Here is a 16,407-nt window from a genome sequence, read left to right as displayed (position 1 = left end):
GGCAAGACAAACTTAAAAGAGAACACACCTATGCTTTTTTCCCGTAAGGCGGTTTCCAAGCGTTACTTGCTGCTGATCGCGGCTGGCTTCAGCACCGTGCTGACCGGTTGCGCCACGTCGCCGGCCTCCAAGGTCGCGTCGAGCACCAAGGTCGAGTACTACCCCAGCTGCTACGAGCCGGTGCAGCACCTGCGCGCTACTGATTCGGACATGACCAAGTCGGTCGTCACCGGCGCCGCCCTCGGCGCGGCCGGAGGTGCGCTGTTGGGTGCCCTGACCGGCGATTCGGACAAGCGTGGCCGCAATGCCGCCATTGGCGCGGCGGGCGGAGCCCTGGCGGGCGGCGCGGCGGGTTACTACACCGAGCGCCAGAAGCAGATCAGCGATGACAACCAGCGCATCGCGTCCTACGCCACCGACTTCAACAAAAGCGCCTCCGATATCGACCGCAGCACCGCGTACGCCAAGGCGTCCCAGCAGTGCTACCAGAGCGCGTTCACCAAGCTGGTGGCTGACCGCAAGGCCAAGACCGTCAATGACACCGAAGGCCGCAAGCGCCTGGCAGAAATCGTCGCCGGCCTGAAGGAATCCAACGACCTGATCGTCGCGGTCAACGGCAAGGCCAGCGAAGACCTGAACAACTACACCCAGGCCTACGAGAAAGACCTGCAACAGGTGGGTGTGCAGCGCAATGACGTGGTGACCGTGGCCACGGCAGATACCGCCCCGGCGGTGGTGCCGGCGAAAAAAGGCAAGTCGACCGGCAAGGTCGTGACCAAGCGTCCGCCACTGCCCAAGGTGCCGACCGAAGCGGTGAGCACCGAGCGAAGCATCCAGACCGCCAAGGTCAAGCAGACTGAAAGTAAGCAAGTGGCCAGCGCCGGTAAAGCACAGATCGAAGGCACCTGCCGCGATCCGAACCTGGCCGACTGGGCACCGGTACCTTGCCCTAACGTTTAAGCCAAGTTGTTGCTATAAGCGGTAAACGCCAGCCGATCTCCTGCTAACGCGGGAGATCGGTAGCGTTCCGCGCACAAATCGTTAAACTGCTGCGGCCACCCAATAATTACACTGAGGCCGTGTGCATGAAATTTCGTTTTCTTCTGTGGGTGCTGGGCCTGATGATGGCCAAAGCCAGCCGCAACAACCCTGCGTTCCAGCAGCAGTTGGGTGACAAGGATCTGGCATTCCAGCTGCAGACCCTTGACGGCAAGGTTGCCCGTCACTTCATCGTCAAAGACCAGCGCATCACCAGCCGCTCGGGTGTCCACCCGGAGCCGGCATTTGCCATCGCTTTTAAAGACGCCGCCTACGGCTTCGCCACGATGCAGGCGAAGAACAAGCAACTGGCGTTCATGACGGGGATTCAGGACAAGTCGATCCAGATCAAGGGCAACCCGGCCCTGGTGATGTGGTTCCAGGGCTTGACCAAGTATCTGAAGCCGAAGAAAAAGAAGGCCTGAGAGACCGGGTTGGATTCATCGCAGGCAAGCCAGCTTCCACCGGTTGAGTGCATTCCAACGTTGGAACCCGGTCAACTGTGGGAGCTGGCGTGCCTGCGATAGCGGTACAGCAGGCGCCGGCTTCAGCCCTGGCTGAACTGCGACGCCAGTTCGCGCAACAACACCTCGGCATCCAGCACCTTGCTCACCACCTCCTCGGCCTTGTCGCGGCTCAGGCCCAGGCGCTCCAGCAGTTCGTCCGGAATCTCGGCCTCAGGCCCGGAGCCAATCCCACGCCCGCGCAGCAAGCGCACGGCCAGGCATACCAGGTTCGGGTATTCGGCGTATTGGCCGTCGTAGCTCGGGTCATGCTGGAAGCGCAGGGCCGTGGACAGCTCTTGCGGCATATCCCAGTAACGCATCAGCCAGGCGCCGATCTGCTCGCGGCTGATGCCCAGCAAGTGCTGCTCGACATAGCTGTGGCACAGGTGCGGGTTGACCTCCAGGTGCCGGCAGATCAGCGAGAAGTGCGGCGGGAAGACGTGGGCCAGCAACAGGTAGCCAAAGTTGTGCAGCAGGCCCGCCAGGTAGGTCAGGCCGGCTTCCGGGCGCTGGGCGCGGGGCATGGCGCGGGTCAGGCCCTCGATCACCGCGGCGGTGTAGATCGACTGGTGCCAGTAGGGCGTGGCCTGTTGCGGATGGTCCTTGGGCAGGCTCAAGGTCTTGCCCAGCGCCAGGCCCAGGGCCAGGTTGATCACCAGGTCGAAGCCCAGCACACGCACAATTGCGTCTTCTACCGAACGGATCTTGCCCGGTGAGGCGTAGTACGGCGAGGCCGCCCAGCTCACTACTTGCGCGGCCAGGGCCGGGTCGGTCTCGACCACGCCGGTGATGTCGTCGATGGTTGCGTTGGGATCGACCCGCAGCTTGATGATCTTCTGCGCGGTATCGGCCAGCGGTGGAATTTCAATGGTGGCTTCCAGGCGTTGCTGGATGCGGCGCGCGGTAAACGCCTGCATCGCCTGGGTAATTTCGTCGCGGTCGTCGTTGGGACGGTCGAAGTTGGGCAGGATGCGGCTCAGGGGTTCGCCGAAGTTGGCGGCACTGGCTTTGTTCAGCAGGCGCTTGAAGTCGTCGCTGGCGATTTCCAGCAGCACGGTGGCTTCGCCCGAGTGCACCAGCAAGGTCGGCTCGCGCAGCAGGCTTTCTTCGTACAGGCAAGGCGAGCTGGTCAGCGGCGGCAGGCCGGGCAGCAGGCTCAGGCTGTGTTTGCCGAGCATGCGATCCAGGCGCTCCGGCGCGACAGCGGTCAGGTTGCGGCCGGTCAGTTCGGTGAGGCGATTGAGATCCAGCAACTGGCTCTGGGGAAACAGCACCATCAGGGCGCCCACCGCGTCATCGAGCAGCACCGCTTGAACCTTTCGGGCCGGGTTCAGGCCGGGGTGGTCGGTGACTTCCGTGTAGTTGACGGCGAGTTTTGCGAGCAAGTCCCGAATGACCGGGGGTGCGGTCGGCGGGGCTGTGGCGTGGGCAACTTCTGACATGGCCGGATCCAATTTTCTACATTTGCTTGGAGTATAACCAGCTTGGTCCGGCCGGGGGTGTCTAACTGCGGTTTGTGATGGTGTCGGCTATTGGCGGTCTGTCAGACCTGGCCGTATTGCTGGCCGTGGCGCAGCCAGCGATCCAGCAGCGGGCTGACGTGGTGCGGCCAGCGCTCCAGCAGGGCCTGGGCCGCATCGCGCACGGCGGGTAGCAGGTCGGCATCGCGCATCAGGTCGGCCACCTTGAATTGCAGCAGGCCGGTCTGGCGGGTGCCGAGCATTTCGCCGGGACCGCGCAGTTCCAGGTCTTTTTCGGCGATCACGAAGCCATCGTTGGTCTCGCGCATGATCCCCAGGCGCTGGCGACCAATCTGCGACAGCGGCGGATGGTAGAGCAGCACGCAGTGGCTGGCGGCACTGCCCCGGCCGACCCGGCCGCGCAGCTGGTGTAACTGTGCCAGGCCCAGGCGTTCGGGGTTTTCGATGATCATCAGGCTGGCGTTGGGCACGTCCACGCCGACTTCGATCACCGTGGTGGCCACCAGCAATTGCAGGTTGCCGGCCTTGAACTCGGCCATCACCGCGGCTTTTTCCGCAGGCTTCATGCGCCCGTGAATCAGCCCGACCTTGAGCTCGCCCAAGGCGCTGGTGAGGTCTTCATAGGTGGTTTCAGCGGCCTGGCAGGTCAGCTCTTCGGACTCTTCGATCAGCGTGCATACCCAATACGCCTGGCGCCCTTCGGCACAGGCGCCGCGCACCCGTTCGATCACTTCGACCCGTCGGGTGTCGGTGACCAGGACCGTGTTGACCGGCGTTCGGCCCGGCGGCAGCTCGTCGAGGATCGAGGTGTCGAGATCGGCGTAGGCACTCATGGCCAGCGTGCGCGGGATCGGCGTGGCGGTCATGATCAACTGGTGCGGGTTCATCCGCCCGCCCACGCCCTTTTCGCGCAGCGCCAGGCGTTGTTGCACGCCGAAACGGTGCTGTTCGTCGATGATCACCAGGGCCAGGTTCTTGAATTTAACTTCGTCCTGGAACAGCGCGTGGGTACCCACCACCATCGGTGCGCCGGCGGCGATCTGTTCCAGGGCGGCCGTGCGGTTCTTGCCCTTGAGCTTGCCCGCCAGCCACGCCACTTCCAGGCCCAGGGGTTCGAGCCAGCGCTTGAAGGTGATGAAGTGCTGCTCGGCGAGGATCTCGGTCGGTGCCATCAGGGCCACCTGATAACCGGCCTCCAGGGCCTGCAGCGCGGCCAGGGCGGCGACCACGGTCTTGCCGGCGCCAACATCGCCCTGGATCAGGCGCAGCATTGGTTCTTTCTGGCTCAGGTCGTAGGCGATTTCATTGCCTACGCGTTGCTGCGCGCCAGTCGGTGCAAAGCCCAGGTTGGCCAGGTACTGCGCGGGCAGGCGCGTGGCCTTGGGCATCGCCGGCGCCCGCAGGGAGCGCATGCTTTCGCGCAGGCGCTGCTGGGACAGTTGGTGGGTCAGCAACTCTTCAAAGGCCAGGCGATGCTGGGCCCAGTGATGACCCAGGGCCAACTCATCGACATCGGCATCGGCCGGCGGGTGATGCAGGTAGCGAATCGCGTCGGCCAGGGGCGCCAACTGGTAGTCGCGGGCCAGCTCTTGCGGCAGCCAGTCGGGCAGGCTTTGGGGGCCGAGCAGGGTCAGGGTCTGCATGCACAGCTGGCGCAGGCGTTGTTGCGTCAGGCCTTCGGTGAGCGGGTAGATGGGGGTGAGAGTGGTGTCTACCGGCGGGGGTTCGTCGCCGGTAATGGCGCGGTATTCCGGGTGGTAGATTTCCAGGCCCGACGCGCCCGGCCGCGCTTCACCGTAGCAGCGCACACGGGTGCCGCGCTTGAGGCCTTCCTTTTGCGCGTTGCTGAAATGGTAGAAGCGCAGGCTCAGGCCGCCGGTACCGTCCTGCAGGCGCACCACCAGGCTGCGGCGCTTGCCCATCACCACATCGGCACCGCTGACGGTGCCTTCGACCACGGCATCCTGCCCAGGGCGCAGATGGCCGATGGGCACTACGCGGGTGCGGTCCTGGTAACGCAGGGGCAGGTGAAACAACACGTCCTGGAGGTTCTCCAGGCCGACCTTGGCCAGTTTCTCGGCCATGGCTTCACCGACACCCTTGAGTGCCGTCACCGACACCTGCGACAGCTCAGTCATACACGTACTTAGCTCGCGGCAGGCGGCTTGGCCACCGAGCACAGGCGGATCGAGTCGGCGAGGATATCAATCGCTTTCGGGCGCGGGAAACTGGCGCGCCAGGCAATCGCCACGGTACGGAACGGCACGGGCGGGGTGAGCGGACGCACTTCAATCACGCCGGCCGCGTAGTGGTGACTGTCGACGGCCGACAGCGGCAGGATCGAGATGCCCAGGCCGGATGCCACCATATGGCGAATGGTCTCCAGGGAGCTGGACTCCACGGTGGTGTGCTTGGCGCCGTCGTTGCCCTTGGTCAGGGTCGGGCAGGCTTCCAGCACCTGGTCGCGGAAGCAATGGCCTTCACCGAGCAGCAGCAGGCTCTTGTCGTTGAGCAGGCTGGCGTCAATCGTGTCTTTTTGCGTCCATGGGTGCGAGGCCGGCATCAATACATAGAACGGCTCGTCGTAGAGCGGCAATGTCAGCACGTCGGCTTCGTTGAAAGGCAGGGCGATGATGATCGCGTCCAACTCACCGTTGCGCAGTTTGTCGCGCAGTACGTGGGTGAAGTTTTCTTCGATATACAGCGGCATCTGCGGCGCGACGCGGTGCAGTTGCGGGATCAGGTGCGGGAACAGGTACGGGCCGACGGTATAGATCGCGCCGACTTTCAGCGGGGCGGTCAGCTGGTTCTTGCCGGCCTGGGCCAGCTCACGAATGCTCTGGGCCTGCTCCAGCACCTTCTGCGCCTGGGCAACAATGCCTTCGCCTACCGGGGTGAGGCGCACGGCGCTTTTGCTGCGCTCGAAAATCAGCACACCGAGTTCGTCTTCAAGCTTTTTCACGCCCACCGACAGCGTCGGCTGGCTGACATGGCAACGTTCGGCTGCATGGCCGAAGTGTTGCTCTTGGGCGAGGGTCACGATGTAGCGTAATTCTGTAAGAGTCATAGCGGGCGTCCATGAGGTTGCGGGCCAAGCATACCGGCTGCAAACGATAGACGCACGTTATCAGAGCTTGATTGGGGATTGAGCGGTTTGTGCGGGGGATTTTGCTTAATGGCGTTGGCCGTTTTGTGTGGGGGCGGGCTTGTTCGCGATGGCGGTGTGTCAGTCACTGTGGATGTTGACTGTTACACCGTCATCGCGGGCAAGCCCGCTCCCACACAAGCCCGCTCCCCCAGGGGTTAGCGGCGGCGCTTCTCGATGTTGTAGACAAACGGCGCAACGATTTCGATGCTGCCATTGGTCAACATCTCGGCCGGAGGCTTGGGCAGCGGTTGGGCGCGACGGATCATCTCCAGGGTGGCGCGGTCCAGGTCGGCGTTGCCGGAGCGGCCCACCAGCTCATAGGACAGCACCTTGCCTTCGGCATCCACCACGAACCGCAAGCGGTTCAAGCCTTCCTTGCCACGGGCCTGGGCGCCAGGCGGGTACTTCTTGTACTTCGCCAGGTGACCGAGCAGCGTGCTTTGCCAGGTGGCCTTGGCCGCGATCTGTGCCGGCGAAGGGCCGGGTTGCGGCTGCGCGGATTTCTCCGAAGGCGCGTTGTTCTGAGGGGTTTCGCTCGGCGGATCCTCGGAGGGTTTCTCCTTGGGCTGCTCGACCTTTTTCTCAGGCTTGGGCGGCTGCGGCTTAGGCTTTGGCTTGACCGGCTTGGGCACGGAAATCGTGGGCTTGGGTGCCTCGGCCAGTTTCGGCAAGGGCAACTCTTCCACCGGTGCCGGCGGTTGCGGTGGCGTCACCACCTTCGGCGGGGCCGGAGGGGGTGGGGCTGGCATCGGCGCCAGGTCGATGACCATGGCAGCCGGTGGCAACTGCACCATCTGTGGCGCCGACCACTGGAGCGCGAGGATGATCGCGACGGCGTGGACGCCCAGCACGACGGCGAGGCTGGTGCCATAACGCGTCAGTTTGTGGCGCGTCGTGATCATTTCTTGGCTGCCGTCTCAAGTCCGACCAGACCGACCTTGAGGTAGCCGGCTGCCCGCAGGGCATCCATCACGCTCATCAGGTCGCCGTAGTCCACGCCCTTGTCGGCCTGGAAGAAGATCGTCGTGTCTTTCTTGCCCTGGGTCCGGGCGTCGAGCACCGCACCGAGGGTTTCGGGTTTGACTTCGTCTTCGCCCAGGAACAGACGCTGGTCAGCCTTGACGCTGAGGAACACCGGTTTCTCCGGCCGGGGCGCGGGTTTCGCGCTGGAGGCGGGGAGGTCGACCTTGATATCCACCGTGGCCAAGGGGGCTGCCACCATGAAGATGATCAGCAGCACCAGCATCACGTCGATAAACGGCGTGACGTTGATTTCGTGGTTCTCGACGAGCTCGTCGTCGCCTTGATTCAAATGCAGGCCCATGGCCGATTACCCCACTTTCACCATGTGCGGTTGCGAGCTGCGCTCGGTAGGCAGGTGATCGAGGTCGCGGCTGACCAGCAACAGGACTTCTGCCGAAGCGTCCGACACCTGGGCCTTGTAGCCGGCGATCGAACGGGCGAACACGTTGTAGATCACCACCGCCGGTATTGCGGCGACCAGGCCCAGGGCAGTTGCCAGCAGGGCTTCGGCGATGCCGGGGGCAACGACGGCGAGGTTGGTGGTCTGGGTCTTGGCGATGCCGATGAAGCTGTTCATGATGCCCCACACGGTACCGAACAGACCGACGAACGGCGCGGTGGAACCGATGGTCGCCAGCACGCCGGTGCCGTTGCTCATGTTGCGACCGCAGGCTGCCACCAGGCGCTCCAGGCGGAAGCTCACGCGTTCCTTGATGCCTTCCTTTTCGCGGGTGTTGGCCGACAGACGCATTTCTTCCAGTGCGTCGTGTACCAGCAGGTGCGCCAGGGTGCCCTTGATGGCCGCGCTTTCGCTGGCTTCTTTAAGGGTGGTGGCTTTTTTCAGGTTGGCGATTTCCGTGCGCAGGCGGCGTTTGGCGCCCAGCAGCTCGAAGCCTTTGGCAATCCAGATGGTCCAGGTGATGATCGAGGCGATGGCCAGGCCGATCATCACGATCTTCACGATGATGTCAGCGTTCTGATACATGCCCCAAGGCGACAGGTCGTGAGCCATGCCCAGGGTGTTGTCTTCTTCCAGAACCACGCCGGTTTCATCTTGCGGGGCTACGCCTTCGGCGGCAGCCGGGTCGGTGGCCGCAGGAGCGACAGTTGGAGCACCGGGTGCTGCGGCATTTTGCTCTGGTGCGGGGGCCGCGGCCGGGGCTGGCGCAGTAGCGGCAGGCGGAGTGGCCGGTGCCGTGGCATCGGCGAGCGCGGCGGTCGGTGCCAGCAGGACGCTGAACAGCAACGCAGTTATCGCGCGCCAGACGCGGGACGGGCTGTGAGGCTTGGTTGGCGAAGCGGGGAGGTTATTGCGTGTCATGCTGGCCGGACCTGATAGAAAAAATAAGGGCTTGCCCTGCCAGACCGCATAAAGGGTCGAGGACAAATGGGCGGTTATTATTGCAAGTAATTCTTGTTAACAGAAGTAATACAGTATCTTTATTTGTGCTTTTTCTGGCCGCTGGTCACCTGCGAGGGCTAATCTAGACCTTTGAGAACGGAGTTTTGTGATGTCTGCGCCTTCTGTGGTGATTGCCGGTTGTGGTGATGTAGGTAGTCGGCTGGCTAGTCAATTGCTGGCTGCCGGATGGGAGGTGCATGGCCTGCGGCGTAATGTCTCGCGCCTGCCCGAAGGGGTGATCGGGATTGCCGGCGACCTGTTCAAAAAGGATTGTCCCGACACCTGGCCGATCGGCGGTGTGGACTACCTGGTGTACTGCGCAGCCGCCACCGACCATGACGAAGCGGGCTATCGCAAGGCCTATGTCGAAGGCTTGCAGCATGTGCTGGAATGGCTCGACGACTATGGCCAGCAGCCCAAGCAGCTTGTGTTTGTGTCCAGCAGCAGTGTCTATGGGCAGCAAAATGGCGAATGGGTCGATGAGACGTCGCCTACCCAGGCCCTTGGCTATTCCGGGCAGGTGATGCTGGAAGCCGAGCAAGTGGCATTCGACAGCGGCATCCCGGCCACGACTGTGCGCTTGACCGGTATCTACGGGCCGGGGCGTGAATGGTTGTTGAGCCAGGTGCGCCAGGGCTATCGCGTGGCGGTGGAGCCGCCTTTGTACGGCAACCGGATACATGTTGATGATGCGGCAGGGTTGTTGGCGTTTCTGCTGCAACATGTAGAGCAGGGCGGTTCGTTGGACAAGGTCTATATCGGCGTCGACGACGCGCCGGCGCCGCTGGCTGAGGTTGTGGGCTGGCTGCGTGAGTACCTTGGGGTGACCGAGTGGGCCGAAGACGCCAGCGTGCGGCGCGCGGGCAGCAAGCAGTGCAGCAATGCGCGGGCCAAGGCGCTGGGCTGGACGCCAACCTATCCGAGTTATCGCGAAGGCTACGCCGCTATCCTCAAAGGCTGACCTTTCCTGCTAGGCACCGGCTTGTGTGGGAGCTGGCTTGTCGGATCGCTATGACAGCATCACCTCGGTGTCACTGACACTCCGAGGTGCCTGCATCGCGGGCAAGCCCGGCTCCCACGCAAGCCCGCTCCCACATTGAGGTTACTGCTTTTCCAGCAACCACTGGCGTGGCCCGGGGGTAAACGAAGGGACTTCGTCGGCCTGGGAGGTATTGATCGCCTGGAAAATCTCCAACTGCTTGTCATTGCGACTGAAGATCCACGGGTTGCCCTGGCCGCCTTGTTGCAGCCAGATGCTGTCGTAGCCACCGCTCATGGAGGCGCAATCGCCCGCCAGGCACAGTGAGTACTGCTCGGCGCCCGGCAGCCCGCTTACTTGGCCGTTGGCCTGGAACTGCACGGTGGCGCCCAAGCCGCTGCCGCTGGTGATTTTCCAGCTGCCGCCCATATAGGCCGAGTACAGCGCCCGTTCGAAGTTGGCGCCCAGGGGCGCGCCTTCGGGGGCAGGGTCCTTGGGGCGGTCAAACAGCTGTTCGGGCTCGTTGTCGTTGGCCACTTGCAGCAGCTGTTTGCCCTTGCGCTTGAGTTCGGTGGTCGAGCTACCGTAGAAATCAACGTTCCAGGTGCCGGACTTTTCCCCGGCCAGGGTGCCTTCGGGGCGTTCAAAGCCATTGAAGTAGCGTGCCTGGTTGGCCTTGGTGTTGACCTCCCATTCGAGGTTCGGACCGTAGGCTTGCAGGGCTTCGCGCAAAGGGCCGCCCTTGGACGCCGCATCAATGGCGACCTGGTTGATCCAGGTGCCGCTCACATCCCGGGTGGCAGGATTGCTGGCACAGCCGCCAAGGAACAGGGCGAGCAGCGTGGAGGCAACGAGCGCTTTGCGCATTATGAAATCCTTTTAAAACGAAGTCGGCGCAACCCTGTGGGTTGCGCCGAATGTATTACTCGATGACCAGAATCGCGTCCATCTCAACCTGGGAGCCCTTGGGAAGGGCGGCAACGCCAATGGCGGCGCGGGCTGGGTAGGGTTGTTCGAAGTACTTGCCCATGATCTCGTTGACCTTGGCGAAGTGGCTCAGGTCGGTGAGGAAGATGTTCAGCTTGACGATGTCCTTGAACGAACCGCCTGCGGCTTCGGCTACCGACTTGAGGTTTTCGAAGACTTGTACGGTCTGGGCTTCGAAGCCTTCAACCAGCTCCATGGTCTTTGGGTCCAGAGGGATCTGGCCGGACATGTAGACGGTGTTGCCCGCCTTGATCGCCTGGGAATAAGTACCGATGGCAGCAGGTGCCTTGTCGCTGGTGATAACAGTCTTGGTCATAAATGACTCCTTGTAATGTCCGGGCTATAGGGGGGAGGCGTTATGCGCGCATGCGAGTGATGCGGATAACCCCAGTCAGGGCACGCAGTTTCTTGATCACGCGGGCCAGGTGTACACGGTCGTGCACGCTGACCACCAGTTGGACCACGCTGATGCGACCATCACGTTCGTCCATGCTGATTTTTTCGATATTGCCGTCGGCGGCGTTGACGCTGCTGGCCAGCAAGGCGATCAGGCCGCGCTGATGCTCCAGCTCGACCCGCAACTCGACGTTGAATTCGCCGGTCACATCCTTGGCCCAGGACAGCTGGATGCATTTTTCCGGGTTGTGGCGTATTTCGCTGATATTGCGGCAGTTGTCGAGGTGCACGACCATGCCTTTGCCGGCGGACAGGTGGCCGACAATCGGGTCGCCCGGGATCGGTGTGCAGCATTTGGCGTAGCTCAGCACCAGGCCTTCGGTGCCGCGAATGGCCAGCGGGCCTTCGGGGCTCGGCAGTTGCTCGCCCTCGCCGAGCAGGCGGCGGGCGACCACGTAGGCCATGCGATTGCCCAGGCCGATGTCTTCGAGCAAGTCCTCGATGGTTTCCTGGCGGTACTCGTGGAGGATCGCCTGCACGCGCTCGGCGGGGATCTTCTCCAAGGAACTGTCGAAACCGTTGAGCACCTTGTTCAGCAGGCGTTCGCCCAGGCTGATGGACTCGGAGCGGCGTTGCAGCTTCAGGGCGTGGCGGATATGGGTGCGGGCCTTGCCGGTGACTACGAAGTTGAGCCAGGCCGGGTTCGGCCGGGCCCCCGGCGCGCTGACGATCTCCACGGTGGAGCCGCTTTGCAGCGGTTCCGACAGCGGGGCCAGGCGGCGGTTGATCCGGCAGGCGATGCAACTGTTGCCGACGTCGGTGTGCACTGCGTAGGCAAAGTCGACCGCCGTGGAGCCCTTGGGCAGCTCCATGATCCGGCCTTTTGGCGTGAACACGTAGACCTCGTCCGGGAACAGGTCGATCTTCACGCTTTCGATGAATTCCAGGGAGTTGCCAGCACGTTGCTGCATTTCCAGCACGCCCTTGACCCACTGGCGGGCGCGGGCATGGGTGCCTTTGGGCTGCTCGTCGCCGCTGGATTTGTACAGCCAATGGGCGGCGATGCCGTTGTTGGCCATCTCTTCCATTTCCCGGGTGCGGATCTGGATCTCGATCGGCACCCCATGCATACCGAACAGCGTGGTATGCAGCGACTGATAGCCGTTGGCTTTGGGGATGGCGATGTAGTCCTTGAAGCGGCCTGGCAGGGGTTTGTACAAATTATGTACAGCGCCCAGCACGCGGTAGCAGGTATCGACCTTGTCGACGATGATCCGGAACGCATACACGTCCATGATCTCGTTGAAGGCCCGGCGCTTGCCGCGCATCTTCTTGTAGATGCCGTAGATATGCTTCTGCCGCCCGCTGACTTCGCCTTCAATCTCGTCGATTGCCAGGCAATGGCTCAGGGACTCTTCGATCTTGTTGACGATTTCCTTGCGATTGCCCCGGGCGCGCTTGACCGCCTGGTAGATGCGCGCTGAGCGCATCGGGTGCATCGCCTTGAAACCCAGGTCTTCGAATTCGATACGAATGGCATGCATGCCCAGCCGGTTGGCGATGGGCGCGTAGATTTCCAGGGTTTCCTTGGCAATGCGCCGGCGTTTCTCACCGGACAGCACTTCCAGCGTGCGCATGTTGTGCAGCCGGTCGGCCAGCTTGACCAGAATCACCCGGATGTCCCGGGCCATGGCCATGGCCATCTTCTGGAAGTTTTCCGCCTGGGCCTCGGCCTTGGTCTCGAAGTTCATCTGGGTCAGCTTGCTGACTCCGTCGACCAGGTCGGCCACGGTTTCGCCAAATTGCGCACTGAGCGCTTCCTTGGCAATGCCGGTGTCTTCGATCACGTCATGCAGCATCGCGGCCATCAGGCTCTGATGGTCCATGTGCATGTCGGCAAGAATATTGGCCACCGCAAGAGGATGGGTGACATATGCCTCGCCGCTGCGGCGGCGTTGGCCGTCGTGGGCTTGTTCGGCGTAGAAATACGCTCGGCGGACCAGGTTGACCTGGTCGGTGCCGAGGTAGGTCGATAAGCGATCGGCGAGGGCGTCTATGCTCGGCAAAGTGTTAACTCCTGCCGAAGGCTGTGACCCCGCGCCGTGCTACGTCGACCAGGCATAGGCTTAGACGGCCTCGTTGGACTCGTCCTCGAACGCTGCAAACAGCGGTTCGTCTTCAACGATTTCAGCGCTGGCAATGTATTCATAGCTCATCACGCCGGCAGCGATTTCGCGCAGGGCCATCACGGTAGGCTTGTCATTTTCCCAATTGAGTAGTGGCTCTTTGCCGCCAGTGGCCAATTGACGGGCACGCTTGGTAGAGAGCATGACCAGCTCAAAGCGGTTATCCACGTGTTCTAGGCAGTCTTCAACGGTTACGCGGGCCATGGTATTCCTCGGAGCGAATGCAAGATGCGCGCTGCCCGGTTGGGCGAGCGGACTCAACAGTTTAAAAAATCACCAGCGTTTAGGGAAGCGCTGATTTTCTGCAGGCCCCGGCAAACACGCTACAAGTGCCAATGTAAGGCCCTTGCAGCGGTTTTGGGAAGAGCCATTCAACCGAGCAGTTCGGCCAACAATTTGCCAAAACGCTGCTGTTGGCGTTTTTGCTGGAGCTGATTGGCGCGGAAAATCGCCTTCAAGTCGTCCAGGGCGTGGGAAAAATCGTCGTTGATGATCAGGTAGTCGTAGTCCACATAGTGGCTCATTTCACTGACGGCTTCGCGCATGCGGCCGTCGATGACCTGGTCGCTGTCCTGGCCGCGATTGGTCAGGCGCTGGTGCAAGGCCTCCAGGGACGGCGGCAGGATAAAGATCGAGCGCGCCTTGGGCATCAATTGGCGCACCTGTTCGGCGCCCTGCCAGTCGATTTCCAGGATCAGGTCGTGGCCTTCGTCCAGGGTCTGCTGCAAGTGGCTCTGGGACGTGCCGTAGAGGTTGCCGAACACCTCGGCGCGCTCCAGGAAGTCACCGTGTTCGATCATTTTCACGAATTCGCTGCGTTCGACGAAGTGATAGTTCACGCCGTTCACCTCACCCGGGCGCATGGCGCGAGTGGTGTGGGAGACCGATACGCGGATCTCCGGGTTGGTGTCGGTCAGGGCCTTGACCAGGCTGCTTTTGCCCGCGCCCGAGGGGGCGGAAATGATGTACAGGGTGCCGGTGCTGTGGGTCATGGGAGTTGCCTTACTCAATATTCTGTACTTGTTCGCGCATTTGCTCGATCAACACTTTGAGGTTGACCGCAGCCGTGGTGCTGCGCGGATCGAAGGCTTTGGAGCCCAGTGTATTGGCTTCGCGGTTGAGTTCCTGCATCAGGAAGTCCAGGCGCCGACCGGCGGCACCGGCCGACTTGAGCACGCGGCGCACTTCCAGGATATGGGTGCTCAGGCGGTCGAGTTCTTCGGCGACGTCGCTTTTTTGTGCGAGCAGGACCATTTCCTGCTCCAGGCGCACCGGGTCGAGGTCGGCCTTCATGTCGGTGAAGCGGTCGAGGACTTTCTGACGCTGGGTGGCCAGCATCTGCGGCACCAGTTCGCGCAGGGTCACGACGTCGGCCTCGATGGCCGTCAGGCGTTCGTTGATCAGGCGGGCCAGCTCGGCGCCTTCACGCTCGCGGCCGGCTTTAAGCTCCTTGAGGCCCTGGTTGAACAGGGCCAGGGCTTCGGCGTTCAGCGCTTGCGGGTCAGTGGCGTCGGCCACCAGCACCCCAGGCCAGGCCAACACTTCCAGGGGGTTCAGGGCCGCTGGCTGTTTGATCAGGCTGGCGATGGTCTCGGCGGCGGCGACCAGTTGCGCGGCGCGTTCGCGGTCAACCTGCAGCGGCTTGCCGGTGGTTTCCTCGGTAAAGCGCAGGGTGCATTCCAGCTTGCCGCGGGAGATGCCGGCACGCAGGGCCTCGCGCACTGCGCCTTCAAGGTCGCGGAAGGATTCGGGCAGGCGCAGGTGCGGCTCCAGGTAGCGGCTGTTGACCGAGCGCAATTCCCAGCTCAGGGTGCCCTGGACGCCGGCTTTTTCGACGCGGGCAAAGGCAGTCATGCTGTGCACCATGGAGGTACCTCGCGATGCAGTCCCGCAAACGGGCGGGCTGGTGGGTAGATTGAAGCCGACTGGCTGCGAAGGCGCAGGATTGTAGCGCAACGGGGCGGGCGCCCCCAAATGCGGGCTGTGACAAAGGGTGCCAGGGGGTGTCGATTCGTTACCGAATTTATTAGCAGTGCCGAGAAGCGGCCTGCGGCTCTATAATGCTCGGCAGTTTTTCGTCCTCTGTACAGGTATCCCCTATGAAACGTCCAAGTGGTCGCGCTGCCGATCAGCTCCGCTCGATCCGCATCACCCGCAACTACACCAAACACGCCGAGGGATCTGTACTGGTCGAGTTTGGCGATACCAAGGTCATCTGCACCGTCAGCGTCGAGAATGGCGTGCCGCGTTTCCTCAAGGGTCAGGGCCAGGGTTGGTTGACTGCAGAGTACGGCATGTTGCCGCGCGCCACCGGCGAGCGTAACCAGCGTGAAGCCAGCCGTGGCAAGCAGGGCGGTCGTACCCTGGAAATCCAGCGTCTGATCGGCCGTTCCCTGCGCGCTGCGCTGGACATGACTAAACTGGGCGATGTAACCCTGTACGTCGACTGCGACGTGATCCAGGCCGACGGCGGCACCCGCACCGCGTCCATCACTGGCGCCATGGTGGCCCTGGTCGATGCGCTGAAAGTGATCAAGAAGCGCGGCGGCCTGAAAGGCGGCGACCCGCTCAAGCAGATGATTGCCGCCGTATCGGTGGGCATGTACCAGGGCGAGCCGGTGCTGGACCTGGACTACCTGGAAGACTCGGCTGCCGAGACCGACCTGAACGTGGTCATGACCAGCACCGGTGGGTTCATCGAAGTGCAGGGCACCGCCGAAGGCGCGCCATTCCAGCCGGCAGACCTGAACGCCATGCTGGCCCTGGCCCAGAAAGGCATGAGCGAAATCTTCGAACTGCAGAACGCCGCACTGGCTGACTGAAACCGGCCTCAAGGAGCAACGCGATGAGTGACAACCAGCTTCCCGTGTCAGCCCAGAACAAGGAAGTGCGCCAATGGGCGATGCTCTGTCACTTCGCGGCGTTCCTGGGCCTGGTGTTCCCCTTTGGTAGCGTGTTGGGGCCATTGATCCTGTGGCAGGTGAAGAAGGACATGGACCCGCTGATCGACGACCAGGGCAAGGAAGCGCTGAACTTCCAGCTGACCGTGGCCATCGCCTGGCTGGTCTGCTTTGTCCTGGGGTTCGTGGTGATCGGTTTCCTGTTAATGGTGGTGCTGGTAATTGCCGCACTGATCTTGACCATCATTGGCGGGGTCAAGGCCAACAAAGGCATTGCCTACCGTTACCCGCTCACCTGGCGATTGATCAAATAATGATCGCCCACAAAAAAACCGACAGCGATGTCGGTTTTTTTGTACCT

At 62.4% G+C, this 16,407-nt stretch carries 17 protein-coding genes; 5 read left to right on the top strand and 12 right to left on the bottom strand.

The window, feature by feature from the left end; translation table 11 throughout:
- The first annotated feature begins 30 nt into the window (after positions 1-30).
- Both tagQ and PSFL_RS14915 read left to right on the top strand, forming a co-directional pair.
- A complete protein-coding gene (tagQ, locus tag PSFL_RS14920) occupies positions 31-960 on the top strand; it encodes a type VI secretion system-associated lipoprotein TagQ (RefSeq protein WP_057961012.1) in 930 nt (309 codons plus the stop codon).
- A 125-nt stretch (positions 961-1,085) separates the two neighbouring features.
- Positions 1,086-1,463, top strand: a complete 378-nt coding sequence (locus PSFL_RS14915) for a hypothetical protein (RefSeq protein ID WP_029289848.1) — start codon at positions 1,086-1,088, stop codon at positions 1,461-1,463.
- Between the two features lie 122 nt (positions 1,464-1,585).
- Here the strand turns inward: PSFL_RS14915 and PSFL_RS14910 are convergent, their stop codons facing one another.
- The 6 genes from PSFL_RS14910 to exbB all read right to left on the bottom strand — a co-directional run bounded on the left by PSFL_RS14910 (position 1,586) and on the right by exbB (position 8,517).
- Positions 1,586-2,986: an aminoacyl-tRNA deacylase and HDOD domain-containing protein gene (locus tag PSFL_RS14910; protein ID WP_057440518.1), complete on the bottom strand. Its 1,401-nt coding sequence runs from the start codon at positions 2,984-2,986 to the stop codon at positions 1,586-1,588.
- A 101-nt stretch (positions 2,987-3,087) separates the two neighbouring features.
- The gene (gene recG / locus PSFL_RS14905; protein ID WP_057961010.1) at positions 3,088-5,163 is read right to left on the bottom strand and encodes an ATP-dependent DNA helicase RecG; all 2,076 of its coding nucleotides are present in this window, start codon (positions 5,161-5,163) and stop codon (positions 3,088-3,090) included.
- An 8-nt stretch (positions 5,164-5,171) separates the two neighbouring features.
- Positions 5,172-6,092 (bottom strand): hydrogen peroxide-inducible genes activator, encoded by a 921-nt coding sequence (locus PSFL_RS14900; RefSeq protein ID WP_057444217.1) that lies wholly within the window; start codon positions 6,090-6,092, stop codon positions 5,172-5,174.
- A gap of 236 nt (positions 6,093-6,328) precedes the next feature.
- The gene (locus PSFL_RS14895) at positions 6,329-7,075 is read right to left on the bottom strand and encodes an energy transducer TonB (RefSeq protein WP_057440517.1); all 747 of its coding nucleotides are present in this window, start codon (positions 7,073-7,075) and stop codon (positions 6,329-6,331) included.
- Positions 7,072-7,497, bottom strand: coding sequence for a TonB system transport protein ExbD (gene exbD / locus PSFL_RS14890; RefSeq protein ID WP_057961008.1), 426 nt, complete (start codon positions 7,495-7,497; stop codon positions 7,072-7,074). Before exbD ends, PSFL_RS14895 begins: the two co-directional genes overlap by 4 nt.
- 6 nt (positions 7,498-7,503) lie before the next feature.
- On the bottom strand, positions 7,504-8,517 hold the full coding sequence (gene exbB / locus PSFL_RS14885; RefSeq protein ID WP_057440516.1) for a tonB-system energizer ExbB: 1,014 nt from the start codon (positions 8,515-8,517) through the stop codon (positions 7,504-7,506).
- Between the two features lie 190 nt (positions 8,518-8,707).
- Between exbB and PSFL_RS14880 the strand changes: the two genes are divergently transcribed.
- Entirely contained in the window at positions 8,708-9,559 is an 852-nt protein-coding gene (locus PSFL_RS14880) for an SDR family oxidoreductase (RefSeq protein ID WP_057440515.1), read from the top strand.
- A 141-nt stretch (positions 9,560-9,700) separates the two neighbouring features.
- On the opposite strand, the gene PSFL_RS14875 is transcribed toward PSFL_RS14880, so the two are convergent.
- The 6 genes from PSFL_RS14875 to PSFL_RS14850 all read right to left on the bottom strand — a co-directional run bounded on the left by PSFL_RS14875 (position 9,701) and on the right by PSFL_RS14850 (position 15,012).
- Positions 9,701-10,444, bottom strand: a complete 744-nt coding sequence (locus PSFL_RS14875) for a hypothetical protein (RefSeq protein ID WP_057961005.1) — start codon at positions 10,442-10,444, stop codon at positions 9,701-9,703.
- A gap of 55 nt (positions 10,445-10,499) precedes the next feature.
- Positions 10,500-10,880: a RidA family protein gene (locus PSFL_RS14870; RefSeq protein ID WP_025130815.1), complete on the bottom strand. Its 381-nt coding sequence runs from the start codon at positions 10,878-10,880 to the stop codon at positions 10,500-10,502.
- Between the two features lie 40 nt (positions 10,881-10,920).
- Positions 10,921-13,026, bottom strand: a complete 2,106-nt coding sequence (gene spoT / locus PSFL_RS14865; protein WP_032856810.1) for a bifunctional GTP diphosphokinase/guanosine-3',5'-bis pyrophosphate 3'-pyrophosphohydrolase — start codon at positions 13,024-13,026, stop codon at positions 10,921-10,923.
- Between the two features lie 60 nt (positions 13,027-13,086).
- Positions 13,087-13,350 carry a DNA-directed RNA polymerase subunit omega gene (gene rpoZ, locus PSFL_RS14860; protein WP_057440512.1) on the bottom strand — a complete coding sequence of 88 codons (264 nt, stop codon included), beginning with the start codon at positions 13,348-13,350 and terminating at the stop codon, positions 13,087-13,089.
- A 167-nt stretch (positions 13,351-13,517) separates the two neighbouring features.
- A complete protein-coding gene (gmk, locus tag PSFL_RS14855) occupies positions 13,518-14,138 on the bottom strand; it encodes a guanylate kinase (RefSeq protein WP_057440511.1) in 621 nt (206 codons plus the stop codon).
- Between the two features lie 10 nt (positions 14,139-14,148).
- The gene (locus PSFL_RS14850) at positions 14,149-15,012 is read right to left on the bottom strand and encodes a YicC/YloC family endoribonuclease (protein WP_057440510.1); all 864 of its coding nucleotides are present in this window, start codon (positions 15,010-15,012) and stop codon (positions 14,149-14,151) included.
- A 233-nt stretch (positions 15,013-15,245) separates the two neighbouring features.
- On the opposite strand from PSFL_RS14850, the gene rph reads away from it, so the two are divergent.
- A complete protein-coding gene (gene rph / locus PSFL_RS14845; RefSeq protein WP_057440509.1) occupies positions 15,246-15,968 on the top strand; it encodes a ribonuclease PH in 723 nt (240 codons plus the stop codon).
- 23 nt (positions 15,969-15,991) lie between these two features.
- Positions 15,992-16,360, top strand: a complete 369-nt coding sequence (locus PSFL_RS14840) for a DUF4870 domain-containing protein (RefSeq protein ID WP_057440508.1) — start codon at positions 15,992-15,994, stop codon at positions 16,358-16,360.
- Positions 16,361-16,407: the final 47 nt, after the last annotated feature.

Source organism: Pseudomonas sp. DD1, assembly GCF_044510355.1.
In the GTDB taxonomy this organism is placed as follows: Bacteria; Pseudomonadota; Gammaproteobacteria; order Pseudomonadales; family Pseudomonadaceae; genus Aquipseudomonas; species Aquipseudomonas shahriarae.
This window is presented reverse-complemented; position numbering and strand designations above follow the sequence as displayed.